Origin of the sequence: Aromatoleum diolicum, from assembly GCF_012910955.1 — a bacterium.
Taxonomy (GTDB): domain Bacteria; phylum Pseudomonadota; class Gammaproteobacteria; order Burkholderiales; family Rhodocyclaceae; genus Aromatoleum; species Aromatoleum diolicum.
Map to the genome: position 1 here is coordinate 1 of NZ_WTVQ01000036.1, position 19,132 is coordinate 19,132.

Annotated in this window: 14 protein-coding genes and 1 tRNA gene; 9 read left to right on the plus strand and 6 right to left on the minus strand. The window is 63.9% G+C overall.

All coding sequences use genetic code 11. The annotated features are described in order from the left end of the window. Positions 1-235: 235 nt before the first annotated feature. The 3 genes from GPA25_RS17730 (at position 236) to GPA25_RS17740 (ending at position 2,353) form a co-directional block, all read left to right on the plus strand. Positions 236-928 (plus strand): hypothetical protein, encoded by a 693-nt coding sequence (locus GPA25_RS17730; RefSeq protein ID WP_169261743.1) that lies wholly within the window; start codon positions 236-238, stop codon positions 926-928. Further along, on the plus strand, positions 925-1,731 hold the full coding sequence (locus GPA25_RS17735; RefSeq protein WP_169261744.1) for a hypothetical protein: 807 nt from the start codon (positions 925-927) through the stop codon (positions 1,729-1,731). The genes GPA25_RS17730 and GPA25_RS17735 overlap by 4 nt, the downstream gene beginning before the upstream one ends. Positions 1,732-1,966: 235 nt before the next feature. After that, the gene (locus GPA25_RS17740; protein ID WP_169261745.1) at positions 1,967-2,353 is read left to right on the plus strand and encodes a hypothetical protein; all 387 of its coding nucleotides are present in this window, start codon (positions 1,967-1,969) and stop codon (positions 2,351-2,353) included. 182 nt (positions 2,354-2,535) lie between these two features. Here the strand turns inward: GPA25_RS17740 and GPA25_RS17745 are convergent, their stop codons facing one another. The 3 genes from GPA25_RS17745 to GPA25_RS17755 are packed head-to-tail and all read right to left on the minus strand — an operon-like array spanning position 2,536 to position 6,499. Then, a complete protein-coding gene (locus GPA25_RS17745) occupies positions 2,536-3,186 on the minus strand; it encodes a hypothetical protein (RefSeq protein WP_246265822.1) in 651 nt (216 codons plus the stop codon). Between the two features lie 38 nt (positions 3,187-3,224). Continuing rightward, the gene (locus GPA25_RS17750) at positions 3,225-4,097 is read right to left on the minus strand and encodes a hypothetical protein (protein WP_169261747.1); all 873 of its coding nucleotides are present in this window, start codon (positions 4,095-4,097) and stop codon (positions 3,225-3,227) included. Further along, positions 4,094-6,499: a putative bifunctional diguanylate cyclase/phosphodiesterase gene (locus GPA25_RS17755; protein ID WP_169261748.1), complete on the minus strand. Its 2,406-nt coding sequence runs from the start codon at positions 6,497-6,499 to the stop codon at positions 4,094-4,096. Before GPA25_RS17755 ends, GPA25_RS17750 begins: the two co-directional genes overlap by 4 nt. Positions 6,500-7,219: 720 nt before the next feature. Between GPA25_RS17755 and GPA25_RS17760 the strand changes: the two genes are divergently transcribed. Both GPA25_RS17760 and GPA25_RS17765 read left to right on the plus strand, forming a co-directional pair. Then, the gene (locus GPA25_RS17760; RefSeq protein WP_169261749.1) at positions 7,220-8,698 is read left to right on the plus strand and encodes a TIR domain-containing protein; all 1,479 of its coding nucleotides are present in this window, start codon (positions 7,220-7,222) and stop codon (positions 8,696-8,698) included. Further along, positions 8,695-11,553, plus strand: coding sequence for an nSTAND1 domain-containing NTPase (locus GPA25_RS17765; RefSeq protein WP_169261750.1), 2,859 nt, complete (start codon positions 8,695-8,697; stop codon positions 11,551-11,553). Before GPA25_RS17760 ends, GPA25_RS17765 begins: the two co-directional genes overlap by 4 nt. A gap of 22 nt (positions 11,554-11,575) precedes the next feature. On the opposite strand, the gene GPA25_RS17770 is transcribed toward GPA25_RS17765, so the two are convergent. Together GPA25_RS17770 and GPA25_RS17775 are read right to left on the minus strand one after the other, a co-directional pair. Continuing rightward, positions 11,576-12,058, minus strand: coding sequence for a YbaK/EbsC family protein (locus GPA25_RS17770; protein WP_169261751.1), 483 nt, complete (start codon positions 12,056-12,058; stop codon positions 11,576-11,578). 269 nt (positions 12,059-12,327) lie between these two features. Continuing rightward, positions 12,328-12,403 (minus strand) — tRNA-Thr (locus GPA25_RS17775). Between the two features lie 241 nt (positions 12,404-12,644). On the opposite strand from GPA25_RS17775, the gene GPA25_RS17780 reads away from it, so the two are divergent. After that, positions 12,645-14,258 (plus strand): bacteriohemerythrin, encoded by a 1,614-nt coding sequence (locus GPA25_RS17780; RefSeq protein WP_169261752.1) that lies wholly within the window; start codon positions 12,645-12,647, stop codon positions 14,256-14,258. 30 nt (positions 14,259-14,288) lie between these two features. On the opposite strand, the gene GPA25_RS17785 is transcribed toward GPA25_RS17780, so the two are convergent. Next, a complete protein-coding gene (locus GPA25_RS17785) occupies positions 14,289-15,194 on the minus strand; it encodes a LysR family transcriptional regulator (RefSeq protein WP_169261753.1) in 906 nt (301 codons plus the stop codon). Positions 15,195-15,365: 171 nt separating this feature from the next. Here GPA25_RS17785 and GPA25_RS17790 point away from each other — a divergent pair, with 171 nt between their 5' ends. Genes GPA25_RS17790 through GPA25_RS17800 form a run of 3 tightly spaced genes read left to right on the plus strand, consistent with a single transcriptional unit; the run spans position 15,366 to position 19,037 of the window. Then, positions 15,366-16,073 carry a haloacid dehalogenase type II gene (locus GPA25_RS17790; protein WP_169261754.1) on the plus strand — a complete coding sequence of 236 codons (708 nt, stop codon included), beginning with the start codon at positions 15,366-15,368 and terminating at the stop codon, positions 16,071-16,073. After that, complete coding sequence (locus GPA25_RS17795; protein WP_169261782.1) at positions 16,070-16,846, plus strand: sulfite exporter TauE/SafE family protein; 777 nt, start codon at positions 16,070-16,072, stop codon at positions 16,844-16,846. The genes GPA25_RS17790 and GPA25_RS17795 overlap by 4 nt, the downstream gene beginning before the upstream one ends. Positions 16,847-16,859: 13 nt before the next feature. Beyond that, positions 16,860-19,037, plus strand: a complete 2,178-nt coding sequence (locus GPA25_RS17800) for a malate synthase G (protein WP_169261755.1) — start codon at positions 16,860-16,862, stop codon at positions 19,035-19,037. Positions 19,038-19,132 lie beyond the last annotated feature (95 nt).

Sequence of the window (19,132 nt, forward strand, 5' to 3'; positions counted from 1 at the left end):
ACCCGGCGCGGTTGAACTCGCGCGTCTCGATCACCCGGCCCGCGCCGTCCGCCACACAGGCGACGAACACGTTCTTTGCCAGATCCACGCCGACCGTCGTAGTATTCATTTGGACTTCCCCTTTCGCGATCTCAGATTGAACTTCAGCAATTCAATCTTGGCACTTCGATGCCGGGCGGCCAATGCCGCGGGCGGAAGTGGGAAGTCCCTTTGTAGTCAGTATGGCGAGACACAGGTGGAGAATCCGGCACTAGAACGCGCCGTCTGGATTGATATAGGTCGAGGACATATCAAGCAAGGCTGGCCTGATCTGGCCAAGGAATACAAACCCGGTGAGTATGCGACTGACTATGCGAACTTTTCCGACGACATCCGCGCAGCGTTGTCCCCAGCCGGCAGCTCTTGGACCCTCAAGCGCGTCGTGGCCCATGACAAACCACACATGGACACTGGTTCCTATTACAACCGTGAATTGCCGATCGACGGCCACGACCTGCGCGCGGGTTCGTCGGTGAAGGAGCCCTGGAACACCGATGGCGAATACGTCGAACTGCACGTACCGCCCTCCGGACACGCCGTTTGGAAAGAACTCCACGCCCTGCAGGAAAAGGCTGCCGGAACCCCCGTCCCCTATGCAGAAAATCTGAAATATTGGGAGGGCCCCGCCGCCTCTCAGGTATATGAAATCGAGCTAGAAGGAGGAAAGAAGATAGCCGACAAGTGGTATCTGCCCGGCGGCAAGCCGCAGCAGTTCTTCGACCGCGAGCAGCTGAAATTGCTCAAGGCACACGGATTCATAAGCGAACGCAAACCCAGCAATTTCCCCGACTTCGACCCTGCGGTAGGTAACATCGTCCCCAAGGATGGTCCCTATCTTGAAGTCCTCCCCCTCAACACAGCCATTCCGCCCGCGACACCCAGATCATGATGACCGAGACAGAACTTCAGGAAATCATTGCAAAACAAATGGCCTATTCCAGGGCACGCCGTGCAGAGCAGAACGTCGTGCGGACGGACCATGCCGCGCTGCGCAAGGCCTGGCTCAAGCAGCGCTTCGCCTCGTTCGATTACCACGAGTTTCTGCTCCGCCTGCACGAAAAATGGCTCGAGTTACTCTACACCGCGCTCGCCAGGCCCGAGGTGCAACGCGACGACCCGGTGAATTACAAGCTCTTCATGGGCCCGGCGAAGAAGATCTTTGACCGGGCGCCAAAGCCCGGACGACTCGATCCGAAATTCTGGGAGCCGGGCAAGCAAACCGGCTGGGCGCGTTCGATACTCGACTACAAGCGCGACTCCGGTCTCGATGTGAGTTCGACGTGGGAATGGATGACCGACGACGAACAATCCCGGTTCTTTCCTTTGGGTGGATATATGAGCCAGGTCGCCGATAACATTCGGCAAACGGTCGACGGCACTTGGTTTATTCGCAGGAGAGGCAACGACGATATTCTGCTTGATGAACTATATACCGGCCCCATCGACTGGCCCGCCAACTGGATGGACGAACTGCCGGCTGCAGTTATTGCTGCCGCGCAAGGCTCGGTCTTGGCCCCGCGCGCCAACGTCCCCGCCGGACAACCCTGCCCCGAAGCGGGCTGGTGGTTCTCGCCGGCCCTGGCGAAAAGCCGGCGCTACTTTAAGCTCGGCGAGATCATGCCCGCGCTCGGCGGTGATTACGGCGACACCTTCTGGCAGTGGTCGCCGGATCAGGCGGCGCCAACGCTCTAGCGGCATGTCCCCCTTATCCCGCAGAGAATCCACCTCTGGGCCGCTACGGCAGCGCGGACCACCTCTTCCACCGTGAGCGGCCGGAACCGCTCACGACGCACGGATTCGTAAGCGAACGCAAACCCAGCAATTTCCCCGACTTCGACCCTGCGGTGGGCAACACCGTCCCCAAGGACGGTCCCTATCTTGAAGTCATCCCCCTCAATACAGCCGTTCCGCCCGCGACACCCAGATCATGATGACCGAGACAGAACTTCGGGGAATCATCGCAAAACAAATGGCCTATTCCAGGGCACGCCGTGCAGAACAAAACGTCGTGCGGACGGACCATGCCGCACTGCGCAAGGCCTGGCTCAAGCAGCGCTTTGCCTCGTTCGACTACCACGAGTTTCTGCTCCGTCTGCACGAGAAATGGCTCGAGTTACTCTACACCGCGCTCGCCAGGCCCGTGGTACAGCGCGACGACCCGGTGCATTACAGACTCTTCATGGGACCGGCGAAGAAAAACTTTGACCGGGCTCCAAAGCCAGGACGACTCGATCCGAAGTATTGGGAGCCGGGCAGGCAAACCGGCTGGGCACGCTCAATACTCGACTACGACCGCGACTCCGGTCTCATGTGAGTTCGACGTGGGAATGGATGACCGACGATGAACAATCCCGGTTCTTTCCCTTGTGGGGATATATGACAAACGTTGCTCAAAATATTCAGTACACCGTCGACGCAGTGAGCATAGATGAAGCAGTGAGCTTCGCCTCCTCCGGCGTATACGGCATTCAGTTTGACTAAACCCGATCGCGTTAATCAATAGCCACGCTGTCCGGGGATCGGCGCCCGGCGGATGCGGAATTCGGGAGTGAGCCCGATGTCCCATGTGGCTTCGACCGCCCCGGTGCGCGAGACCGCCACTTTCCGTTCGGTCGCCTCTTCCTTTCCCGCCAGGCGCGGGTGCCAGGCACGGAGGGTGTAATCCCCGGGCGGGAGTTCCGTCAGGTTTGCCTTGCCGTCGGCACCGGTCTTGGCAAAGTAGGGGCTGTCCGAGACGTAGACGTAGGCGATCATCCAGTCATGGATGTTGCATCCGAGAACCACGGCGCCCGGCTTGTCGAAAAGGACCGGCGAGGCGGGAGTTCCCATATAGAGGGGTAGTTCGAAGTTCTTCGCCGGCGAGAAGGAGTAGACGTGATGGCGGATGTTGTCCTTGTTGGGGAAATTGACCGCTGTACCGACCTGCACGGGTAGTACGTACGGGATGAATTCCTTGTTGACCTGGTCCACGATGATCGTCGCGCTTGCGCCGCCGGCGTTCCCCGCGCTCCTGTTTGCGGGCAGGGCAACGACGACGGCATCGACGACTCCCTTTCCCGTCTTGTCCCGCACCAGGGCGTGAATTTCTCCGGCGTGCGCCCCGACAGGGCTCAGACAGAAGGTCAATGCGAAACCGGCATGTGCCATCCGGACTCTCAGTTCGCGCAAGGTGTTTTTCATATCTTTCAGAACTGGTAAAGATAGGTGGCGCGAACGAGGTTTGCCTCGTAGTCGATCCCGCCCTTTGCACGACTGTCCAGATATTCGTAGCCAAGGGTGAAGGAGGCCTGCCCGCCGACGACCCGGCTTACGCCCAGACTCAGGCTACGGGTGATGGCCTTCATCTTGTAAGCAAACCTCCCCGAGCCGAATACGGGATCTGCGGCAATCGCGCTCGATGCGAGGAAGACTGGAAGATTGCGTCGCGTCGTCGAGACGATATCCCCGTCTCGAATGGTATAGGCAGCGGAAAATACATATTCCGGATGAATGGCATAATCGCCACCGAAACTCAGGTTTTGACTCGTGAGATCGAACACGTCCGCGGCTATCGCAGGCCGAAGACGATCGGCGACCGTGTCGGACTCGCGCTGTTCCACCCGGTATGACATCCGTATTCCTGATCTGTCCGACAATCGCTTGGCGATAGCGATTTCCCCAAGATATAGCCAGCCATCGCGCGGCGCATCGCGGTAGTCGAGGCGAGTCGCAGAGCCGGACAAGCGCAACTCCGGAACGTAGGGACCGAGCCCGAATTTCCAGCGGTATGCCAGTTCGAGGCCGGCGTTAAGGTTGTTCAAACCTTCGTAGCGCTGGTATGCCGAACCCGACAGAGTGAGGGTCAGCGACAACCGGCCGTTGTCGGTCAGCTGATACCCCGTGCCAGCCGCGGCGGATACGACCAAGGCGGTATCGCTCTTGATATCCCGGTCGAGCTGCGCCCGTGTGAGGTTGTCGTCAAAGCGCAGCTCGAGACCGACCTCGTCAAGCCATCCGGCAGAAGCGTCCAGGGCATGCAGCCCCCACACGAACGGCAGTACCCACTTCCATACCGTCATTGCCCCTCCTCCTCGGACCGGCGCGCTGCGAAACCGGCCTGATGGTCTGACTCCTCGCGACTCGCAAGCCATTCTTCCAGCTGCCCACCAGGCACTGGCCTGCAGATATGGTAACCCTGCGCAGCATCACAACCCATCCGGCCGAGCAGTTCAAGTACCGGCGCAGACTCCACGCCCTCAGCCACCACCCGGAGGCCCATGTTGTGAGCAAGGTCGATCACGGAACGCACGATGCTCATGTCGTCCGGACTAGTGGCCATATTCGTGACAAAGGAACGGTCGATATTCAGCTCCCCCACCGGTAGCTTCTTGATCAGGGCCAGTGAAGAATAGCCGGTACCAAAGTCGTCGATCGACAGACTGAACCCCATTTTGTGAAGCTGGGCTGACGTGTCGAGAACGCGTTCGGGATCGTCAATGATGGCGCTTTCCGTGATTTCCAGTGTGAACCAGTCGGGGGACGCGCCGTGACGCTGCAGCAGTTCGCCAAACCGCTCGGGGAGTCCTGCACTGAGCAGATCTCGCACCGAAAGATTGATTGAAACCGCAATCGCGAGTCCCTGGGCACGCCAGCGGACGGTTTGCGCGAACGCGGCGCCCACGACCCAGTGGGTGATGTCACGGATGTATCCGGTCTGTTCCGCGAAGGGGACGAATTCGTCCGGCAGAAGACATGCACGGTCCGGATGTTGCCAGCGAACCAGCGCTTCGACCTCGCGGACATGGCCGTTGGCGAGATTCACGCGTGGTTGGTAGTACAGGACGAATTCGTTGTTCTCAACGGCGCGGCGCAATTCTGCGGACAAGGCGAGCCGACTGTCGATTTCGGGCTCGACATCGAGTTTCGCGTCATACGCTGCACATCCCAGACGCTTTCGTTTCGCATGATACATAGCGGCATCGGCATGGCTCATGAGCACATGCGGATCTTCCCCATGCTCGGGGAAGGTTGCGACACCAATGCTCCCTTCCACGTCCAGGAGACGCTTTTCGAAGACGACGGGATCTTCCAGCGCGCGCAGGATTTTTCGTGCGACCTCCTCTGCCATGTCGGTGCTCGCTGCAGGCAAGAGCACTGCGAACTCGTCACCGCCGAGCCGCGCCGCCGTATCCGAGGCACGGGCGAGCGCGCCTCGCAGGCGCATGCCGACTTCCTGCAGCAGCAGATCGCCGACGTGATGACCGAGCGTGTCATTCACCTCCTTGAACCTGTTCAGATCCATGAGCATCACACTCACCGGGTGACTGAGCCGCCTCGCAACCCCTATTGCCTGATGCAGCCGGTCATTGAATAAAGCCCGATTGGGGAGGCCCGTGAGCGCGTCATGATAGGCCATGGCCTTGATCTGCTGCTCGCGCGCCGAAATCGCCAGCCGCATGTTGTTGAATGCCGAAGCGAGTTCACCGAGCTCGTCGGCGCGGGTTTCCGGGGGACCCTGCTCATAATCGCCACGTTCGAGCCGCCGGGCGAACTCCACGAGCGCGGTAACCGGCCTCGAAATGCTGCGGGCAATCATGACGCTGCCGATGATCGTGCCCCCCAGGCTCAGCGCAGCCAAGGCCAGCAAGGTCATCCTCAACGTACTGAATCGTGCGATCGCCTCGGCGAGCGATCTCTGCAATACGGCAACGACGCCGCCGTCGGGGCCGAGGGCAAGCGTGGATGCCGATGCGACGTGATGGTCTCCGGACAGGTCGGGGATGCTGGCCGCAGCACTCTCCGGCGCGGTCTGCCGGAGCACGCCGAGGAGACGTTCCCGCGACTCCGGGCTCATGGTGCTCGCTGCGACTTGCCAACCATTGCCCTTCTGCCAGGTCGCAAACGAGACATCCAGCGAAGTGAGCGCCCCGAGTTCGGCTGCGAGCCTAGCGTCGACACTGAAGCCGAGAACGACCCAGCCGACCGGTGCAGGCGCAAATACGGGCACCACGACGAGCTGATAGGGCACGCCATCCATCAACTTGATGGCGGATGCATTGCCGCTGGCCGCCGCCTCGTTCACCAGTTCGGGAAATACGAAAAGGCTTTCCGCCGACGCCTCACCGGACACGGATGCATCGGCCAGCACCTTGTGATCGAGCGCAACCAGGATCATCTTCGCCGCACCGATCCGCGATCCGTGATTATTCAGGGCGGACGCCACCGTGGCGCGATCTCCCGTCATGAGCGCCTGACGGAAGGCGAAGTCGGACGTCAGAATGCTTGCCGCCGTAATCAGCTGCTGTGAGCGCCCGGCCAGGAGACGAAGAAAGATGCGCTCCCCGACCTGAATTTCTTCCCTGATCTTCTGCAATGCGTTGGCCGAAACGGCACTGTCGATCGCCAGAAAAATAACCAACTGAATCGCGATCAGCAGCAGCGCGACAAAGACGATAACCTGATGCGCGACGACGGTCGCCATGCTTCCAGGGCGAGCCAAAACGCCGCCGAGGGCAGAACTTACGCCGGACAGCAAAGGACCGATGGCGCTGATGAGCGGTATCCGTTTCCAGGAAGGCATTTGGCCGACCATCGTTCGGGGTCAGTACTCGAGCGAAGCACTAGCCGAAGCGGTGCTCGCACCTTGGGTCGGGCGATCCCGGCATGCGCCGTACCGTCGGGATCATCGTCCTGCGTCGGTTCTAGGCTACCACCATCCTCCGGCTTGGGCGCGAATTTGATCACCGCCGGACGCACTGGTGACATGTCAATGTCCCTCCTCCATCGATACACCGATCACGTTACGGCTACGGCCTGCAGGAGACGTACCGGCACGCGGCAGCTGACGGCAAAATTCGGACCTCGCTCCAGTTGAAATTTCGCGGTGATGGGTATCCGGCCGCCGGCTAATTGGTCTATAACACTGAAAACGGCACCAATGCTTACCGCATTACCCGGAAAAAATTTTTTTGATGTTCGAACCGGATATTTGCTTCACCGCGGCCGATGCCAAACGCCGGTAGCGCGCGAGCACAACTGACAGCTAGTTTGAATATCGAGGTCATTTGACGACGGCCGATCAGGTCGCGACGAGCAGTGACGTCGGGTGCATCCAGCACGAGTTCTTACGCCAGGATCGGGCACTCAACAACCCAGCGCTGACTGCTTCTGCATGGGAGGCGCGCGGTGCCGCGAATCAGCGATGACTTTCGATAGCGACGTTTTCATCAGCTATGCGCACTTGGACAACCAGGCGCTGACGGCCGGGTCGCAGGGCTGGGTGTCGGAGTTCCACGAGGCGCTTAGCAAGCGGCTCGGCGAAGTTCTAGGCAAGCCGCCGAAGATCTGGCGCGACCCGAAGCTGCAAGGCAACGACGTCTTCGCCGACGAGTTGCTGGAGCGCTTCGAACATGCCGCGGTCCTGGTGTCGGTGATCACGCCACGCTATGTCGAGTCCGACTGGTGCCGTCGCGAACTGACCGGCTTCTGGCAGGCCACCGAGCACACCGGCGGCCCGGTGGTCGGCAGCAAGGCGCGTGTGTTCAAGGTGGTGAAGACGCCCGTCGAGCAAACACGCATGCCGCCACCGCTGCAGCCGCTGCTCGGCTACGAGTTCTACCGCCTGCAACCGGGCAGCGGACGCCCCCTGGAATTCAACAAGGTCTATGGTCCTGACGCCGAGCGCGACTTCTGGGTTCGGCTGAACGACCTCGCCTACGACCTTGCCGACCTGCTGACGCGGCTCGAACATCCCGAGGCCGCCCCGGCGGCGGACAAGCCGATGGTCTATCTCGCGACCACCACGTCGGACTTGCAGCCGCAGCGCGACGCACTTCGTCGCGAGCTGCTGCGCCACGGTTACGGCGTGCTGCCGGATCAGGAGCTGCCGCTGCTGGCAGCAGCGTTCGAGCAAAGCATCGCCGCACAGCTGGAGCGCTGCCGCGTCGCGATCCACCTCGTCGGCGCGGTCTACGGCGTGGTGCCCGAAGCTGCGGTCGAGTCGGAGCCCGCACTGCAGACCCAATTGAGTGCAGCCCGTGCGCGCGCCGGTGGCCTGCGGCGGCTGGTATGGATCGCCCCCGGCAGCGCGAGCGACGATCCACGTCAGCGCGCCTTCCTCGACGCGCTGCGCGACGACCCGGCGCCCGGACCGGGTTCGGACCTGCTCGAAACCCCGTTCGAGGAGCTCAAGAGCGTCGCGTTCGCCTGCCTGCAAGCAGCGGAACAATCCCCGCCTGCCGCGGCAGCTCCCGTGCCGGGAGCGCCCGCGCGCATCTACCTCGTGTGCGACGTGCGCGACCTCGACGCCGTCGAACCACTCCAGCAACATCTTTTTGCACTTGGCTTCGAACCAACGCTGCCGGCCTTTGAGGGAGACGAAACACTGTTGCGCGAGGACCACGAGGCCCAGCTGCGCGATTGCAACGCCTTGCTGATCTACTACGGCGCCGGCGGCGAGCTGTGGCTACGGCAAAAGCTCGGCGAGTTGCGACGCATCGCGACGCTCGGGCGTGCGGCGCCGCTGCGGGCGGCCGCGATTGTCGTCGCCCCGCCGGCGACCCCGGCCAAGGAACGCCTGCTGACGCACGACGCAATGATGATCGCGATGCCGAACGGCTTCGCCCCCGCCGCGCTCGATCCCTTCACCCAACTCGCACGTGGCGCGGCGGTGGCCGCATGAGCGCCGCGCTGCGCCTCAACCCCTACCCCGGACTGCGCGCCTTCGAGCCCGACGAGACCGCCCTGTTCTTCGGCCGCGAGCGCGAGACCGACGAATTGCGCCGGCGCCTGCGCACCGCGCGCTTCCTGGCGGTGATCGGCAGCTCGGGTAGCGGCAAGTCGTCTCTGGTGCGCTCGGGGCTGATTCCGTCGCTGCACGCCGGCTTCATGGCCGGCGCCGGTAGCAGCTGGCGCATCGCCATCGCCCGCCCCGGCGAGGATCCGATCGGGCGACTGGCGGAAGCACTGGACCGCCCCGAGGTGCTCGGACCCGTGACCACGCACGCCGACACGCGGCGCACCCTGCTCGAGGTGACGCTGCGCGACAGCAGCCTCGGCTTGGCCGAAGCGGTGCGCCAGGCCGGCTTGCCGGCGGGCGAGAATCTGCTCGTGGTCATCGACCAGTTCGAGGAGCTGTTCCGCTTCCGCAGTAGCTGGCCGCTGCAGGCCGGCGACGAGGCGGCCGCCTACGTCAAGCTGCTGCTCGCTGCCGCGCACAACCCGGCCGCGCCGATCTACGTCGTGCTGACGATGCGCTCCGAGTTCATCGGCGACTGCATCGCCTTCGAAGGTCTGCCCGAGGCGATCAACGCCGGCCAATACCTGATCCCGCGCATGTCGCGCGATGCGCTGCGCGCCGCGATCACGGGGCCGGCGGCGGTGAGCGGCGTAACGGTCGCACCGCGCCTTCTGGCGCGACTGCTGAACGAGGTCGGTACCAACCTCGACCGCCTGCCGGTGCTGCAGCACGCGCTGATGCGCACCTGGGACGCGTGGGCGCGCGACCACGCCGATGGCGAAGCACTGGACCTGCGCCACTACGAGGCGATCGGCACGATGGCCGCGGCGCTGTCGCGCCACGCCGACGAAGCCTATGCGGAGCTCGACGGCGCTCGCGAGCGCGCGATCGCCGAGCGCCTGTTCAAGACGCTGACCGAAACCACTCCGGACGGCCGCGGCGTGCGCAGGCCGACCGCGGTCGCGCAGCTGATGGAAGTCTGCGGCGCGGGTCTGGAAGAGATCGAGCGCGTCGTCGACCGCCTCCGCGCCCCGGGACGCGCCTTCCTGCAACCCGCTGCAGGTATACGGCTGACGCCGCAGACCGTCGTCGACATCTCGCACGAGAGCCTGATGCGCTTATGGACGCGCCTTGTCGGCTGGGTGCGCGACGAGGCGCGCGCGATCGACATCTATCGGCGGCTCGCACGCAGCGCCGCCCAGCACGCCGCCGGCGAGGCCAGCCTGTGGCGACCGCCGGAACTGTCGCTCGGGCTGCGCTGGGCACGCGAGACTCGCCCAAGCGCCGCGTGGGCCGGCGTGGAGCACTCCGAATTCGATCGTGCGATGCGTTTTCTGCAGCGCAGTCGGCGGGTGCACCGCCTGAAGCTCGGGCTTGCGGTCGCCGCGGTCGCACTTGTCGTGCTGCTCGCGATCGGCTGGTTTGCCGCCGAAGCGGAGCGTCAACGACGTCAGAAAGTCGCACTGCAGGCGCAATTGGATGTCCTGGTCGCAGCGAAGTCGCAGGCCGAAGCGAGCCGGCACGCGCAGACTGCCCAGGTTCAGGCGTTGCGGGAGCGCAACGCGACACTGAAGTCAGGGGTCGCAAGTCTGCAACAGACAAGACGCGGACTCGAGACCGACGTCGCGACGCTGCGTGAGGACAATCGCAGGCTGGAGTCGGAAATCGTACGGATCGAGCTCGAGCGCGACGCGCTGCGCAAACGCAGCCAGGAGCTCGAGCAGGAGTTCGCGTCCCTCATCACCACGGAAAGCGCTCTTCAGGCGCGCACGCGCGCGCTGCAGCAGGTGTTGCCATTGCTTCAGACGCAGACCGCGACGCTGCGCGCGCAGTTGGACGCCTTGCACGCGCGCAGCACCGCGCTAAGGCAGCGGCTGAGCGAAACCGAACCGTGCGAACACGTCCTTAGCGCAACGATGGCGGCCCCGAGCCGCAGCGTGGGAACCGCGCAGGACATGCTGATCGGTGCGGCTCCGCCGCCGCCGAAACCGCCGCTGCCGCCCGACCCCGCCAGCCCGGACACGCTGCGTCGCCAGATCGACGAACTCACGCGTGAGCTCGCTGCGCTGGTCGAGGAAAAGGCGAAGCTGCAGGACGAGGCCGGCTGGCTGGAGCGCGAAAACGTCCTGCTCGACAGCCAGCAGGACGCGCTGCGGCAGGAGATCGCGAGGCTGCAGGCGGAGTTCGGCGCACTCACGCGCCGGCACGAGGCGCTGCAAGCGGCTGCCGAACGCGCCGAAGCGGAGCGCACGACGTTCGCAGATCGGGTCCAGGCAGGCGAACAACGCAATAACGCGAAGCACGCCGCGGTCGAGGCGGCGCGCGTAGCACACGCGGAACTCGAACGCGGTGCGGTGGCGGAGGCCTCGGCGATCGGCAGTGCGAACTCGATGGCGCAGGGACTGCGCGCCGACAACGAGCGCCTCGCGGCCACGCTCGCGCCGCACGTCGAACGCCTGCTCGAAGCGAGCCGCAACCCGACACAGCCCGTGGATCTGGCAGCGATGCTCGCGGTGAAGGCCTGGCACTGGGCGCCTTACGACGCCGACGACCCCGCGCGACCGGCGGTCTACAACACCCTGTGGCAGGTACTGAACCGGCTAGATGGCGAAGCCGCGCGCCGCCTGATCGACCCCGGCGCCGCCGCGGCCGGCAAGCTCGCGACGACGCGCGCCGAAGTGCTGGCACAGGCGCTGTGCGAGCGCGCCGCCCGGCCGTTGACCGAAGCCGAATGGCGCCGTTTCATGCCTGCGGGGGCCTGCTTCAGGCCCGAAGCCGCGCAGCCCTGCACGCGCTGACACACCGGGCGCCCGGACACGCTTATTGCCTGATGTCGGCCCACTCGGCTCCGGTCAGACCTTGAAGTTGCTGCGGTCTGAGGGGAAACACCGAAAATGGCGTCCCCGCTGCGGCCCAGACGGTTTCGAAGCGTTGAAGATCCTTATCGAGCAACACCTTCACGGGCTGCGAATGCCCGATCGGCGCGACACCGCCAATCGCATAACCAGTGGCTGCACGCACGAAATCCGCGTCTGCGCGGACGAGTGGTTCTTCCACCTTCTCGGCGACCTTGGTTTCGCTGACCCGATTGTCTCCGCTTGCAACCACGATGATCGCCCGGCCGCTATTCCTGCCACGAAAAACGATCGATTTGGCAATCTCGGCAACCGCACAGCCAATTGCTGCAGCTGCCTCGGCACTGGTCCGCGTGGGTTGTTCGAACTCGACGACTTGGGTATCGATACCGGCGTCGATCAGGAGCTGCAAGGTGCGCAGGGCCGTGGGGTGCTGGGCGGGCTTCATGGGAACAGGGGAAGGCAAAAGCTGCGATGGTAGCGCGTGAGTCGGGTAGCGGCCACACCATCAAAGTTGCATCGGCTATGGCCTCCCAGGCCCCCCTGGCGCGTCGAGGTGGCTGGCCGCCCCCGGAGGGCCCGCTTCCTGCACGTTTGTAACTGGTGTCCATGCCAGCGCCAAGCGGTGCCAAGTGGCGCGGGACGTCACAGATTGGCAACCAAAGCGCACAAAGCAAAAGGCCAACCCCGAAGGATTGGCCCAAGTGCTTGAATCTATGGTGCTGTTGAGAGGAATCGAACCTCCGACCTACTGATTACGAATCAGTTGCTCTACCAACTGAGCTACAACAGCTAAGGGGGCGGAATATACCGCAGGGTTGGGCGGGCTTCAAGTCCCTGCTGCACGCGGGCAGCGAATTTTCCCGATTCCGGCGGTGACAGACCAGTACGTGAAGCGGCGGCGAACGCGCGAGCACCTCCGCCGTTAAACATTTCACGGCCGCCACAACTATGACGAAGGTTATACTCCGCCGAGCCACACCAGAAGCTTGATGGCGCACTTAATCCGTTCCTGATCTATCCAAGAGCCATCAATGAAAGACAACTCAAAACTCGGTACCGGCTTGATGTTTCCAGTGTGGTTCAGCCTTGCACTCGGCATTACGGCCGCGCTGGTTCTGCGCTTTGTTCCCGACGCGGGCGCCTACGCCTGGCTGATCGTGATCGCCATGGGCCTCGCTCTTGCGGCAATCCAGTTCATGGCCCGCACGGGCGCGCTGCGTCGGCTCGGTGGTGACATGCCCGAGGTGGATCGATTGTTGACTGGATTGTCCGAGGGGCAACTGCTCAGCACGCCGACCGATGCCCCGGCCGGCAGCCTGTCCGCATCGGTACGCGCCGTCCAGCTGTCGCTGCGCGGCGTGATCGACGGGGTCGCCGGCGATGCGGCGGAGATGACGGCAGGTGTGCGACGGATTTCCGCCCAGACGACGGAAATGGCACTGACGCTGCAATTGCAGGCGAGCACCAATCGCGAAGTCGAGACCGCGATCCGCGAGATCGATCGCAACATCGACCTGGTGTCGGGACTGGCATCGGAAACCGAGGCGGACTCGCGCGAGGTCGCCGAATTGTCGCTAAGTGGCGAACGGTTGGTAGCGGGCGCGTCGGAGAAGATGGCGCGCATCGTCGAGTCGGTCAATTGCTCGGCGGCGCAGATCGGTTCGCTGGTCGAAAGTACCAAGGAGATCGGCAGCATCGCCAATATCATCAAGGAGATCGCCGACCAGACCAATCTTCTTGCGCTGAATGCGGCGATCGAAGCGGCGCGGGCGGGCGAGCAGGGGCGCGGGTTTGCGGTGGTCGCCGACGAGGTGCGCAAGTTGGCCGAACGTACGGCCGGCGCAACCGCGGAGATCTCCAAGATGATCGCCACCATTCAGACCGACACGAAAGCGGCGGTGGCGCAGATGGAGTCTGTTTCGCCGGAGCTTGAAAGCGGTGTCGACGAGGCGAGAGACGCAGCGCAGATGCTGCGGCAGATCAAGGAGCAAGCGCACGGCACGCTGACGAAGATTTCCGAACTGGCCGAGGCGACCGCCAAGGAAAGTGCGCAAGCCAAGGAAATCGTCGCCGGAGTCGAGAACATGATCGCGGCGGCAGAGAAAACCGAAACCATCATCCGCGAGACCTCCGCGACGTCGGAAAGCCTCGAGAATAGTTCCGCCAGCCTGCTGCGCCGGCTCGACTTCTTCACCCACCTCGGAAATCCGTCGAGCGAGCGCACAAAGCCGGGCCGGACCACCATTTCGCCCGTGATGACGTGGAACGGGGCGCTGGCGACCGGTTATCCCGAGATCGACGAACAGCACCGCAAGCTCATCGACATCGCAAACCGCCTCAACGAAGCGATGCAGCGCGGCGAAGCACGTGCCGGAATTGGTGCGGTGCTGGAGGAACTCATCCGGTACACGACATTCCACTTCGAGTTCGAAGAGAATCTGATGAAAAAGGCCGGCTACCCGGACCTGTTCAAGCATCAACAGGAACACAAGAAGCTGGTCAATGACGTGCTGGCCCGCAAGGCGCGCTTCGACAGTGGCGCCGCGCTGTCGTCAGAGTTGCTGAGTTTTCTGCGCGACTGGCTGGTCAATCACATCATGAAGACCGACAAGGCACTGGCGCGCGGACTCAAGCAGGCAGCCTGATCCGGACAAGGCCCCGACACTGCCAGCCGCTCAGGCGGGCGGCGTGGCCCAGTAGTCGGGACGGCCGTAATGATTCTTCAGGTGGTCGATGAGCAGCCGAACACGTAGCGCGAGGCGCTTACGCTGCGGAAATACCGCATAGATACCCATCGTCGGCGCGGCGAACTCGTCGAGTACCGACACCAGGCGCCCGGCGCGCAGATCGGCGTCCACTTCCCAGCGCGAACGCCAGGCGAGACCGTCACCGGCCAGCGCCCATTCGTGTAGCACCGCGCCGTCGTTGCACTCCAGACGGCCGCTGACCTTGACGCTGATCGATTCGCCCTTTTCATTGCAGAACAGCCAGCCACGCTGCTGCCCCAGCGACAGGCAATTATGCGCGGCGAGATCCTGCGGCACCGCAGGCGAACCATGGCGGGCCAGATAGGCGGGACTGGCGACAACGACGCGGCGATTGTCGGCCAGACGGATCGACACGAGGCTGGAATCGGGCAGTTCGCCGATGCGGATCGCGCAGTCGATGCTCTCATTGACCAGATCCACGACCCGGTCGGTCAGGTCGAGGGTGCAGGACACCTCCGAATTCATCTCCAGGAAGTCGCGCATCAGCGGCGCGACGTGCAGGCGGCCGAAGCCGGCGGGCGCGGACACGCGGATGTGGCCGCTCGCCTTGACGCCCCCCAGGCTCACCGACGCCTCCGCGTTCGCGAGGTCGTTGAGGATGCGCTGGCAGTCCTCGAGAAAGGCCGCGCCCTCGAAGGTCAGCGAGATGCTGCGCGTCGTGCGCGTCAGCAGCTTGACGCCGAGCCGCTGTTCGAGCGCGTCCAGGCGCCGCCCGATAACCGCTGGCGTGACGCCTTCGGCGCGGGCCGCAGCCGAGAGACTGCCGCGTATCGCGACGCTGACGAAGCTTTCGACCTGCTTAAAGGCATCCATTATTTACTTTTGGTACAAGATCAATTGACTGATTAGGGTATTCAGTCTTATAGAAGATATCAATACACTTCATCATCAACGAAGGGTGGAGGAGACGCCGCCCGATATGTAGACGCCCCGTGGCCGGCAGCGATGGCGGTCTCGCAAGGCGCACAAGACCAGGAAACCCGAATGAAACCCTCCGAGCGTATTCGCGCGATCGCCTTCGATGCCTACGGCACGCTGTTCGACGTCTATTCCGTCGGCGCGCTCGCGGAGCAGTTGTTCCCCGGCAAGGGCGAGGCACTGACTGCACTGTGGCGCCTGAAGCAGATCGAATACTCCTTCCTGCGCACGCTGTCGGGACGCTACAAGCCGTTTCTCGAGGTCACCGAGGACGGCCTGGTGTATTCGGCGAAGAAACTCGGCATCGCGATGAACGATGCGCAGCGCCGGCAGCTGATGAATCAGTATGCCTGCCTGTCGCCCTTCCCCGAAAACCTCGGCGCGCTGAAGGCGTTGCGCGCGCTGGGACTGCCGATGGCGGTGCTGTCGAACGGCACCCCCGGAATGCTCGACGTGGCGATCAAGAGCGCCGGCATGAGCGGGCTGTTCGATCACGTGCTGTCGGTGGATGCGGTGCACCAGTACAAGACCGCCGATGCCGCCTATCAGCTGGGCCCCGATGCCTTCGGCTGCCCGGCGCGCGAAATCCTGTTCGTCTCGTCGAACGGCTGGGACGCGGCCGGGGCAACCTGGTTCGGCTACACGACCTTCTGGATCAATCGTGCCCAACTGCCCGTCGAAGAGCTGGGGGTCGCGCCCACCGCAATCGGACAGCGCCTGACCGACATCGTCGAATTCGTGCAGTCGCGTTGCGCACCGCCCCCCCGCCAATGAGTGTGTCCGAGATCCTCATCATCGGCCTTGCGGCCGCAATGGCCGGCGCGATGAACTCCGTTGCCGGTGGCGGCACGTTTTTCTCGTTCCCGGCGCTGCTCGCGGTCGGCGTGCCACCTGTCGTCGCCAACGCCAGCAATGCGGTCGCGCTGTGGCCGGCCAGCCTGTCGAGCGCCTGGGCCTATCGGCGCGAGCTTGCGCGCTTCAGCAAGGGCCTGCTGGCGCTGTCGCTGGTTGCCCTGGTCGGCGGCATTGCCGGCGGGCTGCTGCTGCTATCGACCCGGGATGACACCTTCTCGATGCTGATCCCGTGGCTGCTGCTGATCGCCACGGTGATGTTCGCCGGCAGCGGACAGATCTCCGCCCTGCTCGCGCGCCTGCGCCAAAGCGCCGACAGCGGTCCGTCGCACGGCAGCGCGGGCGGCCTGCTGTTCCAGCTGGCGGTGTCGGTGTATGGCGGCTTCTTCGGTGCCGGCATGGGGATCGTGATGATCGCCGCGCTCGCCATCCAGGGGCATCGTGACATCCACGACATCAACGCACTCAAGAACTGGCTGTCGGCAATCATCTACAGCGTTGCCGTGGTCACTTTCGTAGTGGCCGGTGCAGTCAGCTGGCCACACACCCTTGTCATGATCGTCACCGCGGCAATCGGCGGTTATTGGGGAGCGGTCGGAGCCCGCAAGGTTCCGGCCGTATGGTTGCGACGTTTCATCATCGGGGTGGGCAGCGTCCTGACCACCTACTATTTTTACAAGACTTATCTGAACTAAAGAGCGAGGAATCATGAGCACGAGAATCCAATGCCACCAGCTGCAGGTTGACGCCCAACTGCACCGCTTCATCGAAACCGAGGCCCTGCCCGGCACCGGCATCGATGCCGGCGCATTCTGGAAGGGGTTCAGCGACCTCGCCAACGAACTGGCACTGAAGAACCGCGCCCTGCTCGCCGAGCGCGATCGTCTGCAGGTCGAAATCGACAACTGGCATCGCGCCCATCCCGGTCCGATCCAGGACATGGCGGCCTTCCGTGCCTTCCTCGAGTCGATTGGCTACCTGCAGCCGGTGCCGGCACCGTTCAAGGTCAGCACCGCCAACGTCGATACCGAGATCAGCGAGCAGGCCGGCCCGCAGCTGGTCGTGCCGATCATGAACGCGCGCTATGCGCTGAACGCCGCGAACGCGCGCTGGGGCAGCCTGTACGACGCGCTGTACGGCACCGATGCGATTGCGTCGGACGGCGGCGCGGAAGCCGGATCGGGTTACAACCCGGCGCGCGGCGCTCGCGTCATTGCCTTCGCGCGCGATCTGCTGAACCAGGCCGCGCCGCTCGCCCAGGGCGGCCATGACAAGACTGTGTCCTACGCGGTCGTCGGCGGCAAGCTGGTCGTCACCCTGCAGGACGGCAGCCAAACCGGCCTCGCCGACGCCGCCAAGTTCGCGGGCTTCCAGGGCGATGCCGCGGCCCCGTCGGCCGTGCTGCTGAAGAACAACGGCCTGCATCTCGAAATCCAGATCGACCGCAACCACCTGATCGGCAAGACCGACGCCGCCGGCATCAAGGACGTGGTCGTCGAAGCCGCTGTCACCACGATCATGGACTGCGAGGATTCGACCGCCGCGGTCGACGCCGAAGACAAGGTGGTCGTCTATCGCAGCTGGCTCGGCCTGATGAACGGTACTCTGGTCGAGACCTTCGATAAAGGCGGCAAGACCGTCGTGCGCAAGATGAACCCGGACCGCGAATACACCGCACCGAACGGCGGCGCGCTGCGTCTGCATGGCCGTTCGCTGCTGTTCATTCGCAACGTCGGCCACCTGATGACCAACCCCGCGATCCTGCTCGCCGACGGCGGCGAGATTCCCGAAGGCATCATGGACGGCGTCGTGACCACGCTGATCTCGCTGCACGACCGCGCGCGCAAGGGCAATTCGCGCACCGGCAGCATGTATATCGTCAAGCCGAAGATGCACGGCCCGGCCGAAGCCGGCTTCACCAACGAACTGTTCGGCCGCATCGAGCAGCTCTTGGGCCTGCCCGCCAGCACGATGAAGGTCGGCATCATGGACGAGGAGCGCCGCACCTCGGTGAACCTCGCTGCCTGCATTAAGGCCGCCGAATCACGCGTCGCCTTCATCAACACCGGCTTCCTCGACCGCACCGGCGACGAGATGCACACCGCGATGGAAGCGGGCCCGATGATCCGCAAGGGCGACATGAAGGCTTCGGCGTGGATCCAGGCCTACGAGCGCGCGAACGTGCTGGTCGGCCTCGACTGCGGCCTGCGCGGCAAGGCGCAGATCGGCAAGGGCATGTGGGCAATGCCGGACCTGATGGCCGAGATGCTGAAACAGAAGATCGGTCACCCGAAGGCCGGCGCAACGACCGCATGGGTGCCGTCACCGACCGCCGCCGTGCTGCACGCGCTGCACTACCACCAGGTCGATGTGAAGGCCGTGCAGCAGGAGATGGAGAAGATCAGCCTTGCCGCCGAACGCGACACGCTGCTCAACAGCCTGCTGACCGTGCCGGTCGCTGCCAGCGCAAACTGGAGCGCCACAGAGATCCAGCAGGAACTCGACAACAATACCCAGGGCATCCTCGGCTACGTCGTGCGCTGGATCGACCAGGGTGTGGGCTGCTCCAAGGTGCCGGACATCAACGACATCGGCCTGATGGAAGACCGCGCGACGCTGCGCATCTCCAGCCAGCACATCGCCAACTGGCTGCGCCATGGCGTGACCAACGAAGCCCAGGTCATGGAGACCTTCAAGCGCATGGCCGCCGTGGTCGACCAGCAGAACGCCGGCGATCCGCTGTACCAGCCGATGGCACCGAACTTCGACAAGTCGGTCGCCTTCCTGGCTGCGAAGGATCTGGTGTTCAAGGGCTGCGCGCAGCCCAGCGGCTACACCGAACCGCTGCTGCACCACTGGCGCCAGGTGAAGAAGGCGCGCGGCTGATCATTGCAAGCCGGCCGGGGTTACGCCCCCCGGTCGTCTCTTGCCCCCACGCAGCGGTCGATGGCGGACGCCGTTTCGGCAATCTCCGCCATCCG

Bases quoted from the DNA above. Each gene is read 5' to 3' on its own strand.
- GPA25_RS17790 (WP_169261754.1), top strand. From the start codon at position 15,366: ATGAAACCCTCCGAGCGTATTCGCGCGATCGCCTTCGATGCCTACGGC.
- GPA25_RS17795 (WP_169261782.1), top strand. From the start codon at position 16,070: ATGAGTGTGTCCGAGATCCTCATCATCGGCCTTGCGGCCGCAATGGCC.
- GPA25_RS17740 (WP_169261745.1), top strand. From the start codon at position 1,967: ATGATGACCGAGACAGAACTTCGGGGAATCATCGCAAAACAAATGGCC.
- GPA25_RS17745 (WP_246265822.1), bottom strand. From the start codon at position 3,186: ATGGCACATGCCGGTTTCGCATTGACCTTCTGTCTGAGCCCTGTCGGG.
- GPA25_RS17735 (WP_169261744.1), top strand. From the start codon at position 925: ATGATGACCGAGACAGAACTTCAGGAAATCATTGCAAAACAAATGGCC.
- GPA25_RS17785 (WP_169261753.1), bottom strand. From the start codon at position 15,194: ATGGATGCCTTTAAGCAGGTCGAAAGCTTCGTCAGCGTCGCGATACGC.
- GPA25_RS17765 (WP_169261750.1), top strand. From the start codon at position 8,695: ATGAGCGCCGCGCTGCGCCTCAACCCCTACCCCGGACTGCGCGCCTTC.
- GPA25_RS17800 (WP_169261755.1), top strand. From the start codon at position 16,860: ATGAGCACGAGAATCCAATGCCACCAGCTGCAGGTTGACGCCCAACTG.
- GPA25_RS17750 (WP_169261747.1), bottom strand. From the start codon at position 4,097: ATGACGGTATGGAAGTGGGTACTGCCGTTCGTGTGGGGGCTGCATGCC.
- GPA25_RS17760 (WP_169261749.1), top strand. From the start codon at position 7,220: ATGACTTTCGATAGCGACGTTTTCATCAGCTATGCGCACTTGGACAAC.
- GPA25_RS17770 (WP_169261751.1), bottom strand. From the start codon at position 12,058: ATGAAGCCCGCCCAGCACCCCACGGCCCTGCGCACCTTGCAGCTCCTG.
- GPA25_RS17780 (WP_169261752.1), top strand. From the start codon at position 12,645: ATGAAAGACAACTCAAAACTCGGTACCGGCTTGATGTTTCCAGTGTGG.
- GPA25_RS17755 (WP_169261748.1), bottom strand. From the start codon at position 6,499: ATGGCGACCGTCGTCGCGCATCAGGTTATCGTCTTTGTCGCGCTGCTG.